19 protein-coding genes are annotated in these 19,219 nt (G+C 36.2%); 7 read left to right on the forward strand and 12 right to left on the reverse strand.

Going from position 1 to position 19,219, the window contains the following annotated elements:
* Positions 1-7 precede the first annotated feature (7 nt).
* A complete protein-coding gene (locus AO058_RS12060; RefSeq protein WP_075326802.1) occupies positions 8-1,129 on the forward strand; it encodes a lactonase family protein in 1,122 nt (373 codons plus the stop codon).
* A gap of 111 nt (positions 1,130-1,240) precedes the next feature.
* On the opposite strand, the gene AO058_RS12065 is transcribed toward AO058_RS12060, so the two are convergent.
* The 6 genes from AO058_RS12065 to AO058_RS12090 all read right to left on the reverse strand — a co-directional run bounded on the left by AO058_RS12065 (position 1,241) and on the right by AO058_RS12090 (position 8,138).
* Positions 1,241-2,161: a succinylglutamate desuccinylase/aspartoacylase domain-containing protein gene (locus AO058_RS12065; protein ID WP_075326803.1), complete on the reverse strand. Its 921-nt coding sequence runs from the start codon at positions 2,159-2,161 to the stop codon at positions 1,241-1,243.
* Positions 2,162-2,218: 57 nt separating this feature from the next.
* On the reverse strand, positions 2,219-3,268 hold the full coding sequence (locus AO058_RS12070) for a glutathione synthetase (protein WP_075326804.1): 1,050 nt from the start codon (positions 3,266-3,268) through the stop codon (positions 2,219-2,221).
* Entirely contained in the window at positions 3,268-5,112 is a 1,845-nt protein-coding gene (locus AO058_RS12075) for a flavohemoglobin expression-modulating QEGLA motif protein (protein WP_075326805.1), read from the reverse strand. Before AO058_RS12075 ends, AO058_RS12070 begins: the two co-directional genes overlap by 1 nt.
* 242 nt (positions 5,113-5,354) lie before the next feature.
* Positions 5,355-6,428, reverse strand: a complete 1,074-nt coding sequence (locus AO058_RS12080; protein WP_075326806.1) for an endonuclease/exonuclease/phosphatase family protein — start codon at positions 6,426-6,428, stop codon at positions 5,355-5,357.
* Positions 6,429-6,542: 114 nt separating this feature from the next.
* Positions 6,543-7,850 carry a mechanosensitive ion channel family protein gene (locus AO058_RS12085; RefSeq protein ID WP_075326807.1) on the reverse strand — a complete coding sequence of 436 codons (1,308 nt, stop codon included), beginning with the start codon at positions 7,848-7,850 and terminating at the stop codon, positions 6,543-6,545.
* A gap of 3 nt (positions 7,851-7,853) precedes the next feature.
* Positions 7,854-8,138, reverse strand: coding sequence for a DUF3817 domain-containing protein (locus AO058_RS12090; protein ID WP_075326808.1), 285 nt, complete (start codon positions 8,136-8,138; stop codon positions 7,854-7,856).
* A gap of 154 nt (positions 8,139-8,292) precedes the next feature.
* On the opposite strand from AO058_RS12090, the gene galE reads away from it, so the two are divergent.
* Complete coding sequence (gene galE, locus AO058_RS12095; protein WP_075326809.1) at positions 8,293-9,333, forward strand: UDP-glucose 4-epimerase GalE; 1,041 nt, start codon at positions 8,293-8,295, stop codon at positions 9,331-9,333.
* Positions 9,334-9,484: 151 nt separating this feature from the next.
* Here galE and AO058_RS12100 read toward each other — a convergent pair whose 3' ends face one another.
* The 5 genes from AO058_RS12100 to AO058_RS12120 all read right to left on the reverse strand — a co-directional run bounded on the left by AO058_RS12100 (position 9,485) and on the right by AO058_RS12120 (position 13,489).
* On the reverse strand, positions 9,485-11,017 hold the full coding sequence (locus AO058_RS12100) for an IS1182 family transposase (protein WP_075326810.1): 1,533 nt from the start codon (positions 11,015-11,017) through the stop codon (positions 9,485-9,487).
* Positions 11,018-11,110: 93 nt separating this feature from the next.
* Positions 11,111-11,269, reverse strand: coding sequence for a YqaE/Pmp3 family membrane protein (locus tag AO058_RS12105; RefSeq protein WP_075326811.1), 159 nt, complete (start codon positions 11,267-11,269; stop codon positions 11,111-11,113).
* Positions 11,270-11,360: 91 nt separating this feature from the next.
* A complete protein-coding gene (locus AO058_RS12110; protein ID WP_075326812.1) occupies positions 11,361-12,137 on the reverse strand; it encodes a DUF1206 domain-containing protein in 777 nt (258 codons plus the stop codon).
* 169 nt (positions 12,138-12,306) lie between these two features.
* Positions 12,307-12,924: a YqaA family protein gene (locus tag AO058_RS12115; RefSeq protein ID WP_075326813.1), complete on the reverse strand. Its 618-nt coding sequence runs from the start codon at positions 12,922-12,924 to the stop codon at positions 12,307-12,309.
* Between the two features lie 190 nt (positions 12,925-13,114).
* Complete coding sequence (locus AO058_RS12120) at positions 13,115-13,489, reverse strand: hypothetical protein (protein ID WP_075326814.1); 375 nt, start codon at positions 13,487-13,489, stop codon at positions 13,115-13,117.
* Positions 13,490-13,742: 253 nt separating this feature from the next.
* Between AO058_RS12120 and AO058_RS12125 the strand changes: the two genes are divergently transcribed.
* From AO058_RS12125 to AO058_RS12145, 5 genes are all read left to right on the forward strand, one after another.
* Entirely contained in the window at positions 13,743-14,453 is a 711-nt protein-coding gene (locus tag AO058_RS12125) for an SDR family oxidoreductase (RefSeq protein ID WP_075326815.1), read from the forward strand.
* A gap of 199 nt (positions 14,454-14,652) precedes the next feature.
* Positions 14,653-14,985, forward strand: coding sequence for an ArsR/SmtB family transcription factor (locus tag AO058_RS12130; RefSeq protein WP_075326816.1), 333 nt, complete (start codon positions 14,653-14,655; stop codon positions 14,983-14,985).
* A 66-nt stretch (positions 14,986-15,051) separates the two neighbouring features.
* Positions 15,052-16,101 (forward strand): ACR3 family arsenite efflux transporter, encoded by a 1,050-nt coding sequence (gene arsB, locus AO058_RS12135; protein ID WP_075326817.1) that lies wholly within the window; start codon positions 15,052-15,054, stop codon positions 16,099-16,101.
* On the forward strand, positions 16,101-17,156 hold the full coding sequence (locus AO058_RS12140; RefSeq protein ID WP_075326818.1) for an ArsO family NAD(P)H-dependent flavin-containing monooxygenase: 1,056 nt from the start codon (positions 16,101-16,103) through the stop codon (positions 17,154-17,156). Before arsB ends, AO058_RS12140 begins: the two co-directional genes overlap by 1 nt.
* 141 nt (positions 17,157-17,297) lie before the next feature.
* On the forward strand, positions 17,298-18,044 hold the full coding sequence (locus AO058_RS12145) for an SDR family oxidoreductase (protein ID WP_075326819.1): 747 nt from the start codon (positions 17,298-17,300) through the stop codon (positions 18,042-18,044).
* A gap of 83 nt (positions 18,045-18,127) precedes the next feature.
* On the opposite strand, the gene AO058_RS12150 is transcribed toward AO058_RS12145, so the two are convergent.
* Positions 18,128-19,114: an NADP-dependent oxidoreductase gene (locus tag AO058_RS12150; protein ID WP_075326820.1), complete on the reverse strand. Its 987-nt coding sequence runs from the start codon at positions 19,112-19,114 to the stop codon at positions 18,128-18,130.
* Between the last annotated feature and the right edge of the window lie 105 nt (positions 19,115-19,219).

Here is a 19,219-nt window from a genome sequence, read left to right on the forward strand (position 1 = left end):
TAAAATTATGATAAGATTTACGCTAATTAGTTTGGCCGTGGTCCTTACCACAACCTGTGCCGCTCAAAATGCTGAAATACCGGTTTATATAGGTACTTACACCAAAAAAGAAGGCCATGTAGATGGAAAGGCAAAAGGAATATTTCTAGCCTTGCAAGATCCTGAAAATGGAAGTTTGCATCCCGAAAAAACTGTGGCGAAAGTTACTAATCCCAGCTTTGTAAAAGCTTCTAAAGATGGTAAAAACCTGTATGCGGTGAGCGAATTAGGTGGTGGCGATGCTGAATCTGGTTTTATATATTCGTTTAAAAGGAATAGTGATAATAGTTTAGAAGAATTAGGAAAAATTTCTACCGAAAGTTTTGCGCCCTGCCATATAGAGATTGACAAAAGTGGAAATTATGTTTTTGTCTCCAACTATATGGGTGGCGTGGTTATGGTTTATAAAAGGGGAGAGGATGGAAACCTGGAAAAACAACAAAAAATTCAGTTAGAAAATCCTGAAGCCTCTCACGCCCATTCGGTTTCAATTTCTTCAGATAATAAAACCGCTTATATTTCTGATCTTGGAAACAATAAAATATGGATGTTTAATTTTAATGCTAAAACCGGGAAATTAAGTAAGAAAGAAAAAGCTTTTTTGCAATTAGAAAAGGGCTCGGGTCCAAGACATTTTAGTTTTTCTAAAGATGAAAACTTCGCTTTTTCAATGAACGAATTGAATTCAAAGCTAAGTGTATTGAAAATAGAAGAAGACGGGACCCTGGAGATTATTCAAAATATTTCAACGCTTCCTGAAGATTTTAAAGAAAATAATTCAGGAGCAGATATTCATTTACATCCTTCGGGGAAATTTGTGTACACTTCTAATCGTGGGCATAATAGTATCGCGACTTTTAAAGTTGATGAAAATTCCGGTAAATTAAGTGTGATTGGTTATTACCCAACCAAAGGAGAAACACCGCGTAATTTTGCGATTTCTCCAAATGGAAACTTTCTTTATGCAGCTAACCAGGATACTTCTACAATTAGCAGTTTTAAAATAAATATGAAAACGGGAGAACTTGAAGAACATTTACTTCCCGTTGAGGTAATGTCTCCGGTGTGTGTAGAATTTGCTGAAAATTAATCAAATAAAAGACCTCACTGGTTTTTTACCGGTGAGGTCTCTTTATTAATTCTAACGGCTTAGATTCTGAAATAAATTCAGAATAACCTATGATTTTTGAGCTTACTTCAATTACTTTCCTTTCACTTCCTCAATCACAAAAAAGCCGTCATTTCCCTGAGATTGGTATAATGGCATAAAAATACGGGCATCCCATTCGCTTATTATTTCTTTTCCATTTTGTTTTGCCAGTAGCTCTCCCTTTTTGATCTCTTGAAAATTTTCGTATCCCGGTTCCATTTCAAATACATCAGAATCTTCAAGGCCGTGACGATGAACCAATTCAAAGGTTTTTTGATCTGGTGCATTTTTTTCAGCAAAACGATTTACACATTCAGGGTAAGTTTCGATTATCGAAAGATCCAGTTTGCAGGCTTCTTTTAAGGCCAGCCAAATTACACCTTCGTGATTTTCAACTGAAGTTTTATCTTCGTGTTGTCCAGCTTCAAAAACAAAACCAGTCATTCCGGTTCTGCTTAAATAATGATCTATATCACCGGTAATTATATCGCTAAATCCACGTACGATAAAGGTGGGGAAATTATGTGCCCATTCATCATTATCATTCACTTCCTGTACCGAGACATAAGGTAAACTCGCTGATGAGGTGGTGTGACAATCCAGGAAATAACGCTTGGTGTAATCTTCTTCCGTAAATTGCTTTAAGATGTCTATAATTTCCCACATTTCTTTTTGCTCGTGGGTTTCCGATTTTTTCTGTTCTATATTCTCTTCGGTCCAAACCCGGTTCAAATCCTCATCTATATAGCGCTTATTTTGATTAAGGGCCTTGTGGTTTCCAGAGACTCCAACCAGAGTTCCTTCAATTTCAGGTTTGGATTTTTCAAGTTGTTTAAAAACTTCTTCCAGGGCCTTAATACCACTTGGTTCGTTGCCGTGAATGCCGGCAGTTATAAAGAGTAAAGGTCCTTTTTTATTGCTGGTATACTTCCCAATTATCCTGGGAATATGTTTTTCTGGTTTATTACTCATAATATCTCTTTTTCAGTTTTACTCGATAATCTATATTGAATGCTCTGGGATTGTTTACTATTCCATACAGGCAATTTCCCTGTTATCAAATTGATGCCCGTAAAGCTTTTTGTATTCAACTTTTCGCTCAATGGCTTCAATTACCATTGGAGTAAAATCTGGTAAGCCTATGTCTTTAAAACGCTCCATACCGCCTGGGCTTAACACGTTTATTTCTATCAATTTATCTTTTACCACGTCCAGCCCGACGAAGAAAAGCCCGTCGCGAATAAGTTTTGGTGCGGTTAGATCTACAATGCGTTGCATTTCTGGAGTAAGGTCACTACTATCGGCAGTGGCACCAAGGGCAAAATTACTTCGGAATTCTCCTTCACCACTAACGCGTCTAATAATTGCCTGTTTTCCATCTTTAACCATGACCCTTCCATTCATTAATAAAATTCGAACATCACCGTCTTTAACTGCCGGTAAGTATTCTTGGGCAATTACATAACCATGCTGACTAATGGTTTCAATAATTTGATTGATATTTTTTTCATTTTCATCTATTAAAAAAACATTTTGACCACCAGAACCTTCCAGGGGTTTCAAAACAATTTTTTTATTATTCTTTTCCCAGAATTTTAAAATATCCTCTTTATTCCTGGTAATTAAAGAATCGGGTTTTATTTCCTGCGGAAGTTCTTCAAAATAAAGTTTATCTATAAATGCATTAGATAGGGCATTGGCATCGTTTAATACCAATACGCCTTCTTGCTGAATCATCCTGCCAAAAGCAACCCCGGCATGTTCTGCCCATTCCCGCCCAGATTCTTCTTCGGTAGGATTATTTCTTATAAAAAGTACATCCAGTTTATTGGCTGCAATGGTCTTTTTACGCGCTTTAGAACTCTGTAAAGCTTCCAGAAATTTAGCCGGAGATTTTGTTTTAGTATTTTTTGGCACCTGCACACTATTTATACTAATTGGTGCATCGTGATGAAAATTAAAATCACCAACTCCCATGGCATAAACTTCATGTCCACGAGCGTGAGCAGTATTCATTAATAATACCGAGGTTCCACATTTTTCGTTTTTAATATCGTTTAATACAAAGCAAATTTTCATTAGGTTATCATTTGTGAAAGGGGAAGCCCCTCTCTGATTAGGTTTAATTTATTGGTAACATTTTCGGTTAATAAATAACTTGGGCGCAGTGCGCTCGTTTTTAATACTTTTCTTTCGGTTAATTCTTCAATTATTTTGGTGTGTTTTAATCCAAATTTTCCTGCTAATAGTGGTTCATATTCCCCGCCATTTTGTAAGTGATCGCGAAGTTGAACCAAACCTTTTAAATAAATTATATCTTTTAGAAATCCGCCGCCCTGCATAATCCTGGAAGTAATATTAAAAGCTCTTTCGGGGGTAAATCCATAATCCATTTTTAGTAAACGGAACAACTGCGGAAACTCAGCGCCCTCCATTAATGCCGAACCGGCAATTACCCTTCCGGCTAAAGTTCTTAATCTATTTCCGGTAAGCCCGTCTACTAAAAATTCAGACATTACTGCCAGTCCCTCCTGAAGCGGATCGTAATCTGCCAGGCCACTGCTTAATAATTCTAAAGGTTGTCGCGTACCATTATAATACGTTAAAACGTGTGTTCCCACCTCGTGTTGAATAAGGGCTGTCGCTTCAGTTTTATTCATTCTATAATCAGCAGGGATATAAAGTTCGCCTTTATTCACCATCATAATATTCACATCTTTACGAATATGAACTTTACTTTTAAAATTTTCATCTTGTTCAGCAAAATAATCAAACTCCCGGCGGGCCAAACTACTAAAGCCTTTTGCATCAATAAATTCGGCATCTTCTTCTTCGGCTACTTCGTCTACTTCCCTAAGTATTTGACCTGCTTCCTGACTTAATTTAGAGTCTAAACCTTTATAAAGTCTAATACTGTTATAAAAGAAATTAGAGGTGCCACGTTCACTTAACATCGTGATTTGTTGATCCAGTTCTTCACGTTTCTCCCTAAAAATATGTGACATCGCAGGATCGTCTATTTCTTCAACTTTAAGGTTATAAAGTTCTCTTTTTAAAAGATCGGGGTCTATGGGAAGCAATCTATAGTGATAATCTAAAACCTTCTCATAATTACTTTCAAAAAAAGTTTGTTTTATATCCTGAATATTGGCGGGAGAAACCAACCATAAAAACTGGTAAGAGCGTTCTATTTTAGCGAGGGCTTTATCAATTTCAAACACTTTTTCCTTTAAATGTTTTCTGCCCAGGGCAAGATAACTACCAACCCCACTGGAAGTTTGCACTCTCACATAATCAAATAATGCTTTATGTATACAGGTAATTAGGTAATCTTTAAATTGCCTTAAAAAAACGGGGTAAACTTCATTATTTTCATTCCGAAAAACGGGAGGAATTTCTAGCCCAACGATTACTGCACCAGATTTCTTTGCCTCGTCTATACTTAAAATATCCTCGTCTCCTTCTCTTTGACGATGGGGAGTATCTTTTATTTCGGCTTTTAAATAAAGTCCCGAAAATATATCGTTTATACTGTTAAGTTCTTTTTCTAATACTTTTACAGAACTTGGTAGCTTTTGCGCAGGGGCTTTAATGGTAAAACAATTATTGGGTTCTCCCGTATAGATCTCAAAAACCATATAAGATTTAAAATCTGAAGAAAGCTTATCGGCCAGGGCATAGATTAATCTTTGGTAAGCTTCAAAAAATTTATTACCAATTAAAAGGTAAGATGCTTCACTAATAATTATTCTTTCGGTGCCGGGATCGTCTTCTCTTTTTCTATAAACAACCAGGTAGGGTAAATTATCTTCTATATGAATTAAACCAGCCCCCGGAAGCGAAGCACTTATTTTGCCATCTTCTTCAAGGATTGTTAAAATTTGTTTAATTGATTTCTCCGATAATTCAGATATATTCAGCATTCTAAGTTTTTCTAAAGTTTTCTATTGAATTTTATTAAAATAAAACCACTGTGTATTAGCTAAATAAGAGCTATAATGTGGCTAAACAATATTTAAATTTAGAAAGAAAACTAAGGAAAACTAATGCATAAACTTACTTTGGGTTTTATTTAAGAATTCTAGTAAAGAATTACTTAAAGAGTGAGAAATATGTGCACTAAATGGAAGTTTGAAGCGAAAACAAGAAAGAGCTTTAGTCTTTGTTAATCATTTTCTTTAGCTTCTTGTTCTGCTTTTATTTGTTCGCGGGCAGATTTAATTTCCTCTTCAGTTGCAGGCCCGGGCTTTTGTTCTTCAGCTTTTTCAGGCTCAAGGTTAAGTTCTATATAAAGAGGTAAGTGATCTGAATCTATAGAACTTCCCAGTTTAAAATCGGCAACCCTAAATTCTTCGGTGACAAATACGTGATCTAAAGACCATCGCATAATAAAACTGGAAGCATCAAAAGTATTATAAAAGCCACGGCCAATCCTGGTGTTTAGTAAACCACCAACATTTTGAAAAAGTGCCGTGGTAGAAGACCAGGCCACATCATTAAAATCTCCTGCTACTATTACCGGCAACTTAGAATCTTTTACCATAAATGCAATTTTCATCATTTCGGCATCCCTGTCTGAAGAAGAAGGATTATGCTGCGGCATTGGCGGCGTAGGATGTATGGCGTGAAACATCACTTCTTCCCCAGAGCGTAATTTTAAAATGCTGTGAATGGAAGGTATACTATCGTCTACTAAAAATTGTATTTCAGGGTTTTTAAGCTCTAACAGGGAATAGAATAACATCCCGTAAGTATTGTCTAAAGGAACTTCAACTTTATAAGGATAAGAATTGGTTACGGCAGCAAGATCATTTTTCCAGCGAGTATTGGTTTCAGTAAATAATAAAATATCTGGATTTTGCTTTTTAATATCGGCTAAAACCAGGTCAGGATTTTCATTTTTCTGAAGAACATTTGCAGTATAAAGGCTAAATTTATTACTGAAATTCTCTTCTGAAGCCTGGCCAACTTCATAATTTTTATGGGGAAAATAGGGATAAATCTTTACAACCTGGAAAATAAAACAAGCCAGTAAAACAACCATAAAAATATAATCTTCGGCTCTTTTTATATCAAATCTTATAAAATATGCGGCAATTGCCGTGAGGGTGAGAAGCGTTAATTGTATGTGCAAATAATCAAAAATACGAATCCACCAGAAATCTGCGGCGATTAAGGGAACTAAGGTCATTACTACCGCGATAATTCCAAAACCCTGAAGAAAGCCTTTTAAAGTCATATTTGTTTTTGTTTGGTGGCTAAAAGATAATTTTTAATCCAATTCTAATCAAGGTTTAGGATAATGAAAATTAGCCTGATTCAAGCTCTTCAACTTAAATTTAGTCGGAAAAATTTACGAATTTTTATTTGGAGTGTTTTCTAAATTGGTCTTATTAAAGTAATCCCTAATATCATCGCCTGAAGGTGCTTCGAATAACTGAAGATCAAAATATGAAACGGCAGCAATAATGTGGTCAAAAATATCGGCGGTGATATATTCAAAATTCTCCCAGCGTTTATCCCGGCTAAAACATAATACTTCTAAAGGTATCCCATGCTCGGTAGGTTGCAAGTGTCTTACAATAATATACATTTCTTTATGTACAGCCGAGTGGTTGTTTAAATAAGTGTCTATATACTTTCTAAAAATACCCAGGTTGGTTTGGTTTCTTCCGTTTAACGGCAGGTTTTTGTCTATTTGGTTAGTAGTATTATAATCGTTAATCTCATTTTGCCGGTCTTCCAGATAAGAAGAAATTAGTTGTATATTCTTATACTTTTCAAAATCTTCAGGAGTAATAAATTTAACCGAATTCTGTTTTATAAAAACCGAACGTTTAATTCTTCTCCCGGGAGATTCCTGCATTCCGCGCCAATTCTGAAAAGATTCAGAAATCAAACTATAGGTGGGAATAGAAGTAAAGGTATTGTCAAAATTCTGTACCCTAACGGTTGCCAGGGTAATTTCGGTCACGGTACCATCGGCGCCGTATTTACTAAAGGTAATCCAATCGCCAATTCTTACAATATCGTTTACACTAACCTGAATGGAAGCTACAAAACCTAAGATGGTATCTTTAAAAATTAACAGCAAAATTGCCGAAGCAGCACCCAGGGAGATTATAAAATTAATTACATCTTTCCCCGTAATTTCGGCAATAATAAAGATAAAGGCGAACAGCCAAACGATAATCATTACTACCTGAATGTAACTTTCTACCGGTTTATCTTTAAAAGATTCTAAGGTTCTTAGGTAGCTCTTGGTAGTGCGTAAAATGCTTCTAATTATCCATACAATAAGAAAAATGATATAAATATCTATTAGGAAATAAAAAGCTTTTATAGCCAGCGGAAAATCTACCAGAATATAAGGAACGGTAAGGTAAATTATAACCAGAGGAAGAATTTGCCCAATATATTTTGGGAAATTAGTTTTAATTAAAAAATCGTCAAAAGTAGTTCTTGTCTTGTTGCTAAAACTTTTAAAAGCTTCAATTACAAAAGTTTTAATCAGGTAATTTATTCCTATAATTATCAGGATTAATACCAGGATATTTAGCAGTAAATTAAGATACAGCGCGAGTGTTGGGTTTACCCCCTGATCTATTAGAAGAGTTTTAAAAAGACAAATAAGATTTTTAAATCCTTCCTCTATATTCATAGTTTAAAGGTATTTTTTTTCTACGTAAAATGGTCCAAAAGGCACCAGGGAGCAACCAAGTATTATTAATAACTCTTTAAAATTCCAGTTTAGTGGTTTAAAAAGCCAGATGGCACCCATAACATAGGCGATAAAAAGAACACCGTGAGCCATCCCAACTTGTTGCACCATTTGTGGCATTTCCCAAATATATTTTAGGGGCATGGCTATAAATAATAATAGTAAAAATGAAAGTCCTTCCAGGATGCTTACATATTTAAAGACCGTTTTTTGCTTTTCCAGGGGCATAGTTTAAATTTTAGATTGCAAAGATAGGGTTTATAGAGAATCTGGTAATTTAGAATAGACTTTTCCTTGAAATATTTAGTAGGGAATTAATATTTAACGGGAAGGTTTAGCAATTTCATTTTTATTAATTTGCGTCTTAATTAAAATAAAAGAAATGAGCTCAAAAATATTGGTAACCGGCGGACTCGGATTTATAGGTTCTCACACGGTTGTCGCGCTTCAGGAACAAGGTTACGAAGTAGTGATTATAGATAATCTTTCAAACTCTTCTATAGATGTACTTGGAGGAATTACCAAAATCACTCAAAAAACCCCGATTTTTGAAAATTTAGATCTTCGAAATAAAAACCAGGTAAAAGAGTTTTTTGAAAAATACCCAGATATAGAGGGGGTTATTCATTTTGCAGCTTCAAAAGCGGTAGGGGAAAGTGTTGAAAATCCGCTATTATATTACGAAAATAATCTGGCCAGTTTAATTTATTTACTGCAGGAACTGCAAGTAAAAGAAAACGCATATTTTATTTTTAGTTCTTCCTGTACCGTTTACGGCCAGGCCGATAGTTTACCAATTACCGAAAACGCTCCCGTTAAAAAAGCAGAATCTCCTTACGGAAATACCAAGCAAATAGGAGAGGAGATTATTACTGATACGGCTAAAATAAATAAGAATTTTAAAGCGATTTCCCTTAGATATTTTAATCCTATAGGCGCACACCCTTCTGCTGAAATTGGAGAATTACCAATTGGTACTCCACAAAATCTAATTCCCTTTATTACGCAAACCGCAATTGGAAAGAGAAAAGAACTTTCGGTATTCGGGGATGATTATCCCACACCAGATGGAACTTGCATTAGAGATTATATTCACGTGATGGATCTTGCTAGAGCTCACGTGGTAGCTTTAGAGCGACTTCAGCAAAATAAAGAAAAGAGCAATTTTGAAGTTTTTAACCTGGGAACAGGAAAAGGAAGTTCGGTTTTAGAAGTGATTAATTCTTTTGAACGTTCTACCGGAGAAAAATTACCTTATAAAATTGTAGGTAGAAGAGAAGGTGATATTGTTGCAGCCTACGCCGATACCCAAAAAGCCAATGAAGAGTTGGGCTGGAAAACCGAGAAGCATTTAGATGAAGCTTTAAAAAGCGCCTGGGAATGGCAAAAGGAAGTAGTAAAGAGAGAAGAGGAAGAAAATTAGTTTCTTAGTCTATTGATTATAAATAAAAAGGAGGCCGTCTAAAAAGTATTTCGATGGCCTTTTTTATTGATAAAAGTGTCTTTTTGTGAGAGAAGTGCTTCTTCTTTTGTAGATATTCTTAATGATAAAAAAAGGCAAGGAAGCCCCCTTCCTATGCGATACTGAATTTTCTTAAGTTGTGCGCCATAGCAATTAACCCTATTTCAGTAGTTACTTTCTCCATTCCCCGAAGCATAAATCGCTTGAAGCCCATATTTTGCTTGATATTCCCAAAGACGGCTTCCACATCCCAGCACCGACGTTTATGATGTGCTATTCCCGCTTCACTTAATAGTGGGTTCCTGGCTTTTTCCTTGAGACGGATCAGGTTATGATTGCGCTCGATAATCCTGTTCCCTTTGGCTTTATGGCAAGCACCGCGAAGCGGGCACCCCTGGCAGTTTTGAGCCTGGTAGCGATGAACCTGCTGCTTAAAACCCGTAGTGGTTTCACTCTCATAACGCTTTACTTTCTTCATCGCCTGGCCCATAGGGCAGTAATATGTATCGGTTTCTTTATTGTAGAATAGGTTGTCCGGGTGGAATGGGTTTTCCCGATGCTTTTTATCGCGTTGCTCTTTATGGAAGTAGTTGTATTTCACATAAGCAGTAATTTCCTTTTCCTCTAAATCGGTATAATTCTCTTCACTGCCATAGCCGGCATCTGCGGTAAGGCTTTGAGGTGTTTGATCGTAGGAGCCTATATGATCTTGCAGGTGGTTTTTTAAGGTAGTGGTATCGGCGGTGGTTTGGGCTAAGGTATAATTGGTAATGAACTGGTTATTGGTGGAGGCCTGAAGGTTATACCCGGGTTTTAATTGCCCATTTTGCATATAATCATCTTTCATCCGCATAAAAGTAGCGTCGGGGTCGGTCTTGCTATAGCTGTTGCGTTTTCCCAGGATAGCTTCCTGCTCCTGGTATTTCTTCAGGTTCCCAGGCCAGTTCTTCTTGGCATAGTTGAGCTTTTGTTTTACTTTTTTATCGACCTCCTTATCTTTTAATGCGTCATTAATGGCATCAATGGTTTTGGCTACTTCATCCGGATCGATAGCCTCAAAATCAGGCTCATTAGGAAGCAATTGTTCCTGGTCATAAACCTTTTCCACATAAGACCATAGTTCCCGAAGCTGTTTCTTAATACGCTCTTTACTGTTCTTGATAGATTTACCCCATACAAAAGTAAAGCGATTGGCATTGGCCTCTATCTTAGTGCCATCCACAAAGAGTTCCTTTAAAGATAATACACCCTGGTCAGCCAGTAAAAGAACCACCTGGTTGAAAATATTTTTAAACTTCCCTTTTAAGCGTTTTCCTCTAAAATCATTGATGGTATTATGATCAGGTTTACTTTGACCACTGAGCCACATAAAATGAATGTTCTCCAGAAGAGCCTGTTCTATCTTACGAGAGGAATACATATTGCGCAGGTACGCATAGATGATCACCTTAAGAAGCATCCGAGGATGGTAACTGGAAGTACCACCTCCTTTGTAACTTCGCTCCAGGTCAGCGATGTCGATTTGATCAATAATCGTATTGACGATTCTAACGGGATGATTTACAGGAACCAAATCATCATAACTGGGAGGTAAAAGACTTAACTGCGACTGGTTATAGGTCTTAAATACAACTTTAGCTTTCATTACATGAAAATAATAAAAACCTCAAAATAATCCAACAAGAAAGGCTGCCTTTTCAGACAGCCTCTTTTTTATTGGTTAGTTAGCTTTAAAAGCTTAGCGTGTACCGTTTACTATAAAAGCGTGAATTATGCCGGGAATCCAACCTAAAGCTGTTAATAGTAAACTTATTAGAAAAGTTACTCCAAGACCGTGTTTCATAAAAACGGCTAAAGGAGGTAATAAGATATTTAAAATGATCGTTAACATAATAATTTTTTTAATTGGTTATTTCTATCGAAATTACATAGAAATACAAGTCATCCAATTAGATTTAACGGGTTCTTGGTACGGGTTTAACAAAATATCATGCTTTGAATTTTCTGTACCTGGCCAGCATAAATACGTATATACTATAGCAAACCAAACCTGCAGCAACTAATCCCATTAGCCATGAACCATAAGGTGAATCCTGCAAAAATGAAAAAGCATCAGAGGTTCCCTTCATATTTGAAGTATTAGATTCTACGGCTGCCCTTATAAAAATATAAGCTAAAATCCCGAAAATAATTCCGCGAGCAATTAGCCCAAGGTAGCCGGTGTTTTTAACTGTTTTCCGTTTCTTTTCATCTGTAATAGAGTCGTAGCCAAAATCTTCAAGAAATTTCTTTGTTTTAGCTTTATTAAATTGGGCAATACTGGCTACAATAAGTCCTACGCCTATAATTGCAAAAACCACCACACCAAGGGTTCCGGTAATTCCACCACCAGAGCTGCCACCTGAAGATGATCCGGCGTTTATTAACGTCATAAATGCATAAACGGCCAGGCCCAGGTATAAAACAGCACTAATAAGATAAGCAACACGTTTTCCTTTCCCTTTTTTATCTTCTCCAATATTTTCAGGGTCCTGAATGGACTGAATAAATCGCCAGGCCGAGTAGCACAAAAGACCAAGACCTATTAAAACCAGTAAGGCATTTCCAAATGCTTGGTCTTCCAAAAATTTGATTACCTGTAAATTACTGGATTTTTGACCGCCCATATTAAATGCAGCGAGAAAAGTGAGTATCCCCATAATGCCATAAACAGTAGCTTTAGCAACATAACCCACCCGGGCCATTTTCTTTAATTTAGAGTCCATTTTCTTAAGAATTTGTTTGGTTAGTAAACTAAATTTAATTCTTTGAAAACGGTTAAACGAAGACTTGGGAAAATTTTAAAGGTTCAAAATTATGAATTTTGAAAAATTTAAATGTTTTAAATATAGGGTTTAAAAGATCTGTTTAGCGAAATATTTAAAGTAAAAATCTTTAAACCATTTCAAAAATAACCAGGGCGTACAGGTAAAATCTTACAAAACGCAGTAAACCAAACATAAGATAACTGGGAAATGGAAATTTTATAATTCCCGCTGCAATACTCGTCATCGCAAAAGGAATTGGGAGTAGGGCACCCACTATAATTAAAAATCCGCCCCATTTTCGGGTATTTTTAATATGTTGTGCCATTTTTACTTCAATAGCTTCGTGTACAGCCGGGATCTTAGTCATCCAGCGACCTATAAAGTAAGAAATTACACCTCCTAGGTAAGAAGCCAGTGCCAGTAAAGAAAGGTATAGAATTGGACTGGAAGATTTGCCAGACCATGCTATAAATAGTTCTGGCGGGATTAATCCCAGTAAAGATTCTGAAGCAAAGAAAACACTTATAATACCTAGCGGCGAATAAGTTTCGGTTACCGTTACCAGCATTTGCTCAATATCCAGCACCCAACGATCTATTGCCCAAAGCGCTGCTACAAATAAAACTATGGGTAAAATTGCTTTTTTTACGCTTTTCCAAACAAAGCTGTAAAAACCGGTATAACTATAATACTGGTGCAATAAGCGTATGCGCGACTTCTTTTTAGATTTCGCATCTTTCTTCATCAAATTCTCCTTTAGCAATTTACTCACTAAGCGAGATTTAAATATTCCGATTTATATATCGGCTCCTTTAATTATCTCAGCTTAATGCCTTATGGGTTACCCCAGGATTTCTTATCGAGGTAGTTCAATAAGGTTTTTTATGCCGACTAATATTCAAATACCAGACCAGTTTACTCTTTCAAGCTAAGATCTAGTTTTCTTCAGCATATTCATTGAAAGCTTTTACGTATTCACGTAACTCCAATTCATTTACACGGTTAGAAGGATCTGCCATTAAAGAAAGTAGATAATCAAGACTTTCCTGCCCAGTTGCTTCTTCCTGTAAAGGTGCTTCTTCACCTTCCTCTACCGGATCATCTTCTGGGATCGCAATATTAAAAGAATCGTAAGCTTCTACGTGTTCAAAAGTTAACCTGATGGTTTTTGCCAATAAAGGCTGACCTTCTTCTACAACAAGGGTTCTTAATTCTTTCAGGTCGTTTACCAGGGTATTGGTAATTATTCCATTGCGCATTAAATCACGCTGAATCTTATTGAGTAATTTTTGGGCTTTGATATTATTCAAGAGAATATAGGTTAATCAGGTTATACTAATTTTTTTGCAAATGTACTGCTTTCGTAGTTTTATAAAACATTTTAACAAAGAAATTAAGAAGCTTTTATACACATTTAAATGAGTTTTTGAGATTATTTATTCCTATAATCTTCATTTAACCCTTAATTATAAAGCCTCTAAAATTAACAATATCTTAGTCCTTAAGATTTCAGCGAAATCACATTGTTTAGTAGCTTTAGCCTAACTAAAAAATTAAAATACTATGAGTTTATTAAAAGGAAAAGTTGCATTTATTACCGGTGGAAGTAAAGGAATTGGATACGGCGTGGCCCAATCGCTTTTAGATTTGGGAATGAGGGTAGCCATAACAAGCCGTTCTAAAGATGCTGCTGAAAAAGCCGCTAAAGAACTAAGCGCAACTGATGCCTTAGGTCTTGAAGCCGATGTAAGAAATTACGAAAGTCAGGAAAAAGCCGTAAAGGCGGCAATAGATAAATTTGGGCAACTTGATGTGATGGTTGCAAATGCGGGAATTGGACATTTTGGATCTATAGATGAATTATCTCCAGAGAAATGGCAGGAAACTATCGATACCAATTTAACAGGAGTTTTTTACAGCGTTAAGTCCAGTTTAGCCGCTTTAGAAAAATCTAAAGGATATCTTATTACTATTTCCAGTCTTGCCGGAACTAACTTTTTTGCAGGAGGAGCTGCTTATAATGCCAGTAAATTTGGTTTAACAGGATTTACCCAGGCGGTGATGTTAGATCTTAGACAAAAAGGAATTAATGTAAGTACCATTATGCCGGGTTCTGTGGCTACTCATTTTAACGATCACACTCCAAATGCAGAAGATGCCTGGAAAATTCAACCGGAAGATATTGGTGAATTAGTTGTAGATCTTTTAAAAATGAATAAGCGTACCTTACCAAGTAAGATAGAGGTAAGACCATCGCAACCACCTAAGAAATAATTTTTTAAGAAATTAGAAATTGAGGCTGACTGAAAAGTATAATTTTCGTCAAGCTGAACTTGGTTCAGCTTCTAATTTGTTTTAACTATAAACATTTTATATCCTGAAATAAATTCAGGATGACAATTTTAAGAACTTTCCAGACAGCCTCTTTCTTTATCATTTCTTTTATCGTAATATTGCAATAAACAATTGAAAAATGGGTCTTACAAAATCGGAAATATTTAGCCCCTTGCAAAACGAACTGGCGGGAATCGCCAAAGTTCTGGGACATCCTGCAAGAATTGCCATTCTACAGGAAATAATAAAATCAAAATCCTGTATTTGCGGCGACCTGGTTCAGGAAGTGGGATTGGCGCAGCCTACAATTTCACAGCATTTAAAGGAGCTGAAAAACATAAGACTTATAAAAGGAGATATAGAAGGAACCCGGGTTTGTTACTGTATAAACCCTGAAAAATGGAACCATGTCAAAGAACTTTTTGCCACTTTTCTTGATTCTAATATTTCTCCTAACGATGAGTGTTGCTAAAGCAATAACTGGGTATCCAAAATTTCAACTCAAATCTTACTTATAGAATAAAAAATTCTTTTTGTTATGGCTCGAAAAAAGATGAATTTCCTCGATAAATATCTTACAGTATGGATTTTCCTGTCAATGTTTATAGGGGTAGCCATTGGCTATTATATGCCACAAAGTGCCGGGATTATAGATTCCTATAGCGTTGGATCAACAAATATCCCTATTGCCATAGGTTTAATTTTAATGATGTATCCGCCTTTAGCCAAGGTGAATTATAAATATTTACCTAAGATTTTTAAAAATGTAAAAATTCTTAGTGTCTCCTTATTACTAAACTGGATTATAGGCCCCATTTTAATGTTCTTTCTCGCCATAATTTTTCTCCAGGATCATCCCGAATATATGGTTGGACTTATTTTAATCGGCCTTGCCCGTTGTATCGCTATGGTTTTAGTATGGAACGATCTCGCGGAAGGAAGCAGCGAATATGGTGCTGGTTTGGTTGCTTTAAACAGCATTTTTCAGGTGTTTTTCTATAGTTTTTATGCCTGGATTTTTATCACCGTTTTACCGCCATATTTTGGGTTTGAAGGCGCTATTGTAGACATTTCTATTGGTACAATTGCTAAAAGCGTTGCTATTTATCTCGGTATTCCATTCCTGGCGGGCTATTTAAGTCGGGTTATTTTAGTTAGAGCCAAAAGCGAAGCCTGGTATAAAGAAAAATTTCTTCCGGCAATCTCACCGCTAACGCTTATTGCGCTTTTATTCACAATTTTAGTGATGTTTAGCCTAAAAGGTGAAACCATCGTGGAGATCCCGGTAGATATTGTTTTAATTGCTATTCCGCTGGTAGTTTATTTTATTCTGATGTTTTTTATAAGCTTTTTTGTCTCTAAATATTTCGGTGCAGGTTATAAGCAGAATGCCTCTATTTCATTTACCGCAACCGGGAATAATTTTGAACTTGCCATAGCCGTAGCAATTGCTGTCTTCGGAATTGATAGCGGCCAGGCTTTTGCAGGAGTCATTGGGCCTTTGGTTGAAGTTCCGGTTTTAATTGGTTTAGTAAGTGTAGCGTTTTGGTTGAAACAGAAATATTATCCTAAAGAAAAATTAGCATAATGGCTGAAGTTTACGACGTTATAATAATTGGAGGCGGCCAAAGCGGACTCGCCTGTGCTTATTATTTAAGACGAACAAAACTGAATTATTTAATACTTGATGAGCAGGAAAACTGTGGTGGTGCCTGGCAAAAAACCTGGGATTCTTTGCGGCTTTTTTCTCCGGCAGATCAGTCTTCGCTTCCCGGTTGGCTAATGCCTAAGAACGAGGATGGATTTCCGCCCAAGGATCACGTAATTAATTATTTGTGCAAGTACGAAGAACGTTATGATTTTCCGGTGAAGCGTCCGGTAAAAGTTGAAAATGTAGAAAAAGAATCAGGTGTTTTTAAGCTTAAAACTTCAGCAGGAGATTTTTCAGCAAAAACAGTAATTTCAGCAACCGGAACCTGGAAAGCGCCATTTATTCCGAAAGTAAAAGGAATAGATATTTTCCGCGGAAAACAAATTCATTCAGCTCAATATAAAAATACCGATAAGCTTGAGAATAAGAAGGTGCTTATTGTTGGGGAAGGAAATTCCGGAGCACAAATTTTAGCCGAAGTTTCTAAAGTAACGAATACCAGTTGGGCAACTTTAAAAGATCCCGAATATTTGCCAGACGATGTAGATGGGAGAGTACTTTTTAATGTAGCTACCGCAAAATATAAGGCCGAGAAGGAGGGAAAGAAATTTGATCCCGCAGCTTATAACCTTGGAAATATTGTTATGGTACCCACAGTTAAGGAAGCTCGGGAAAGAGGTGTGCTTAAAACCAAAGGAAGTTTCACCGAGTTCACCGAGAATGGGGTGATTTGGGAAAATGGAACTAAAGAAGATTTTGACCTTATAATTTGGTGTACCGGCTTTCATTATGCTACAGATCATTTAAATAATATAGTGGAGCCAGATGCTAAGGGTAAAATTAAAACCGAAGGAACCAGAGCTAAAAACACTAACGGACTTTGGTTAGTGGGTTATGGTGGCTGGACAGGATATGCTTCTGCTACTCTAATTGGGGTGGGCCGAAGCGCACGCGCTACCATAAAAGAAATTACCGAATATCTAAAAGACTAAATTTCCCAATTTTTTAAGAGCTTTTCTCCTCTAATATTGATGCATGTTAGGCTATGCCGTTAAACCCATACTAAAAATCTGAAATTGCTGGTTAGATACTATACTCTACGCTAATTTTGAGTAAAACCAAAAAAATTAGATATGAGTATTAAAGGAAAAACTATAATTATAACTGGAGCTTCCAGTGGAATTGGAGAAGCTACCGCAAAAAAATTATCTAAAGAAGGCGCTAATGTAGTATTAAGTGCACGCCGTGAGGACAGATTGAATTCTTTGAAAGATGAGATCGTAAAAAACGGTGGATTGGCTTTAGTAGTTCCGGCCGATGTTACTAAGAAAGAAGATTTTAAAAAAGTTGTTTCCTCAACTTTAGAAGAATTTGGAAGCATTGATGGAATTATAAATAATGCCGGTTTAATGCCACTTTCTTACGTTAAGAACCTACATACCGATGAGTGGGATAAAATGATAGATGTAAATATAAAAGGGGTAACTAATGGTGTTTCTGCAGTGCTACCAACAATGATGGAGCAGAAAAGTGGAAATATAATTAACATTTCTTCTAGTGCAGCACACAAATATTATCCAGGTGGAGCTGTTTATTGTGCTACCAAAGCAGCGGTAAAAATGTTTACTGAAGGACTTAGAGCCGAATTAGCTCCTCACTACGGAATAAATGTAACTTCTATAGATCCAGGATTTGTATCTACAGAATTAACAGATACTATTACAGACGATGAGATCAAGAAAGATATGGAGCCAATGTTTAAAGAGTTAACTCCATTGCAGGCAGAAGATATTGCTGAAGCAATCTATTATTCATTAAGTCAGCCGAAAAGAGCTAATATTAATGATGTATATATCATGCCAACAGATCAGGAGCAATAGATTAGCTTCCTTATTAAATAAAAAAGCGTGTTTGGAATTTTTCAAACACGCTTTTTTAATGTCTAATATTTAGAGGGTGTTCCTTAAATTTCAACTACCATTTTTCCGGTATTTTTTCCTTCAAAAAGATCTAGAAATGCCTGCGGTGTTTCATCGAAACCTTTTACAATAGTTTCATCGTACTTAAGCTTTCCTTCATTTAACCATCCTGCTAATTCTTTAATAGAACTTTCAAATTCGTCAAAATGATTACGCACTAAAAAGCCCTGCATTAAAGCACTTTTTTTAATCATAATACCTTCAAGTCTCGGACCCGTAGGTATGCCTTTTTCATTATAAATAGAAATGGCACCACAATTAATAATTCGGGCAAAACGGTTAATATTCATCATCACTGCGTCCAGGGTTTCACCACCTACATTATCAAAATATACATCTACACCATCGGGACAATTTTTCTCAATGGCTTTTTGCATATTTTCAGTGGTTTTATAATTGATGCCTTCATCGTAACCGAATTTCTCCTTTATATGATCAATCTTTTCATCACTTCCTGCAATTCCAACTACTCTGCAGCCTTTAATTTTTCCAATTTGTCCGGCTACACTTCCAACAGCACCGGCGGCTCCTGAAACCACTAGAGTTTCACCTTTTTCAGGTTTCCCAATATGTTTTAGTGCTAAATGAGCTGTTAGCCCGGTTAATCCTAAAATGCCCAGGTAGGCACTTGGTTTGGTGTCAATCTTATTCAAATTCTCACCCGTGTGAGTTTGAAAAAGTTCCCATTTCAACATTCCGCTTACAACATCTCCAGTTTTAAAATCGTTGTTTTTGCTTTCTATAACTTCAGCAACCAACATAGATTCTATGGGTTCGTTTAATTCAAAAGGAGGAATATAAGATTCTTCATCTCGCATTCTTCCGCGTAAATATGGATCTACTGAAATATATTTAGTCTTTAATAGAATCTCTCCATCTTTTGGTGAAGACTTTTCAATTTCGGTAATTTCAAAATCTGATAATGAAGGTTTTCCCTTCGGGCGGTTCTTTAAAAGTATACTCTTATTCATTTCTAAACTATTTAATTATTTTTAATACTGAATTTTTCTTAATTATATCACGGCAAGGAAAATTCAGCTTTTGTTCAAATTACTGCTAAGAATAGAACCCTGCAA

Source organism: Salegentibacter sp. T436 (genome assembly GCF_001932675.1).
Classification (GTDB): Bacteria; Bacteroidota; Bacteroidia; order Flavobacteriales; family Flavobacteriaceae; genus Salegentibacter; species Salegentibacter agarivorans.

Excerpts from the sequence above, each read along its gene's own strand:
- AO058_RS12060 (WP_075326802.1), top strand. The coding sequence starts at position 8 with ATGATAAGATTTACGCTAATTAGTTTGGCCGTGGTCCTTACCACAACC.
- AO058_RS12065 (WP_075326803.1), bottom strand. The coding sequence starts at position 2,161 with ATGAGTAATAAACCAGAAAAACATATTCCCAGGATAATTGGGAAGTAT.
- AO058_RS12070 (WP_075326804.1), bottom strand. The coding sequence starts at position 3,268 with ATGAAAATTTGCTTTGTATTAAACGATATTAAAAACGAAAAATGTGGA.
- AO058_RS12075 (WP_075326805.1), bottom strand. The coding sequence starts at position 5,112 with ATGCTGAATATATCTGAATTATCGGAGAAATCAATTAAACAAATTTTA.
- AO058_RS12080 (WP_075326806.1), bottom strand. The coding sequence starts at position 6,428 with ATGACTTTAAAAGGCTTTCTTCAGGGTTTTGGAATTATCGCGGTAGTA.
- AO058_RS12085 (WP_075326807.1), bottom strand. The coding sequence starts at position 7,850 with ATGAATATAGAGGAAGGATTTAAAAATCTTATTTGTCTTTTTAAAACT.
- AO058_RS12090 (WP_075326808.1), bottom strand. The coding sequence starts at position 8,138 with ATGCCCCTGGAAAAGCAAAAAACGGTCTTTAAATATGTAAGCATCCTG.
- galE (WP_075326809.1), top strand. The coding sequence starts at position 8,293 with ATGAGCTCAAAAATATTGGTAACCGGCGGACTCGGATTTATAGGTTCT.
- AO058_RS12100 (WP_075326810.1), bottom strand. The coding sequence starts at position 11,017 with ATGAAAGCTAAAGTTGTATTTAAGACCTATAACCAGTCGCAGTTAAGT.
- AO058_RS12110 (WP_075326812.1), bottom strand. The coding sequence starts at position 12,137 with ATGGACTCTAAATTAAAGAAAATGGCCCGGGTGGGTTATGTTGCTAAA.
- AO058_RS12115 (WP_075326813.1), bottom strand. The coding sequence starts at position 12,924 with ATGAAGAAAGATGCGAAATCTAAAAAGAAGTCGCGCATACGCTTATTG.
- AO058_RS12125 (WP_075326815.1), top strand. The coding sequence starts at position 13,743 with ATGAGTTTATTAAAAGGAAAAGTTGCATTTATTACCGGTGGAAGTAAA.
- AO058_RS12130 (WP_075326816.1), top strand. The coding sequence starts at position 14,653 with ATGGGTCTTACAAAATCGGAAATATTTAGCCCCTTGCAAAACGAACTG.
- arsB (WP_075326817.1), top strand. The coding sequence starts at position 15,052 with ATGGCTCGAAAAAAGATGAATTTCCTCGATAAATATCTTACAGTATGG.
- AO058_RS12140 (WP_075326818.1), top strand. The coding sequence starts at position 16,101 with ATGGCTGAAGTTTACGACGTTATAATAATTGGAGGCGGCCAAAGCGGA.
- AO058_RS12145 (WP_075326819.1), top strand. The coding sequence starts at position 17,298 with ATGAGTATTAAAGGAAAAACTATAATTATAACTGGAGCTTCCAGTGGA.
- AO058_RS12150 (WP_075326820.1), bottom strand. The coding sequence starts at position 19,114 with ATGAATAAGAGTATACTTTTAAAGAACCGCCCGAAGGGAAAACCTTCA.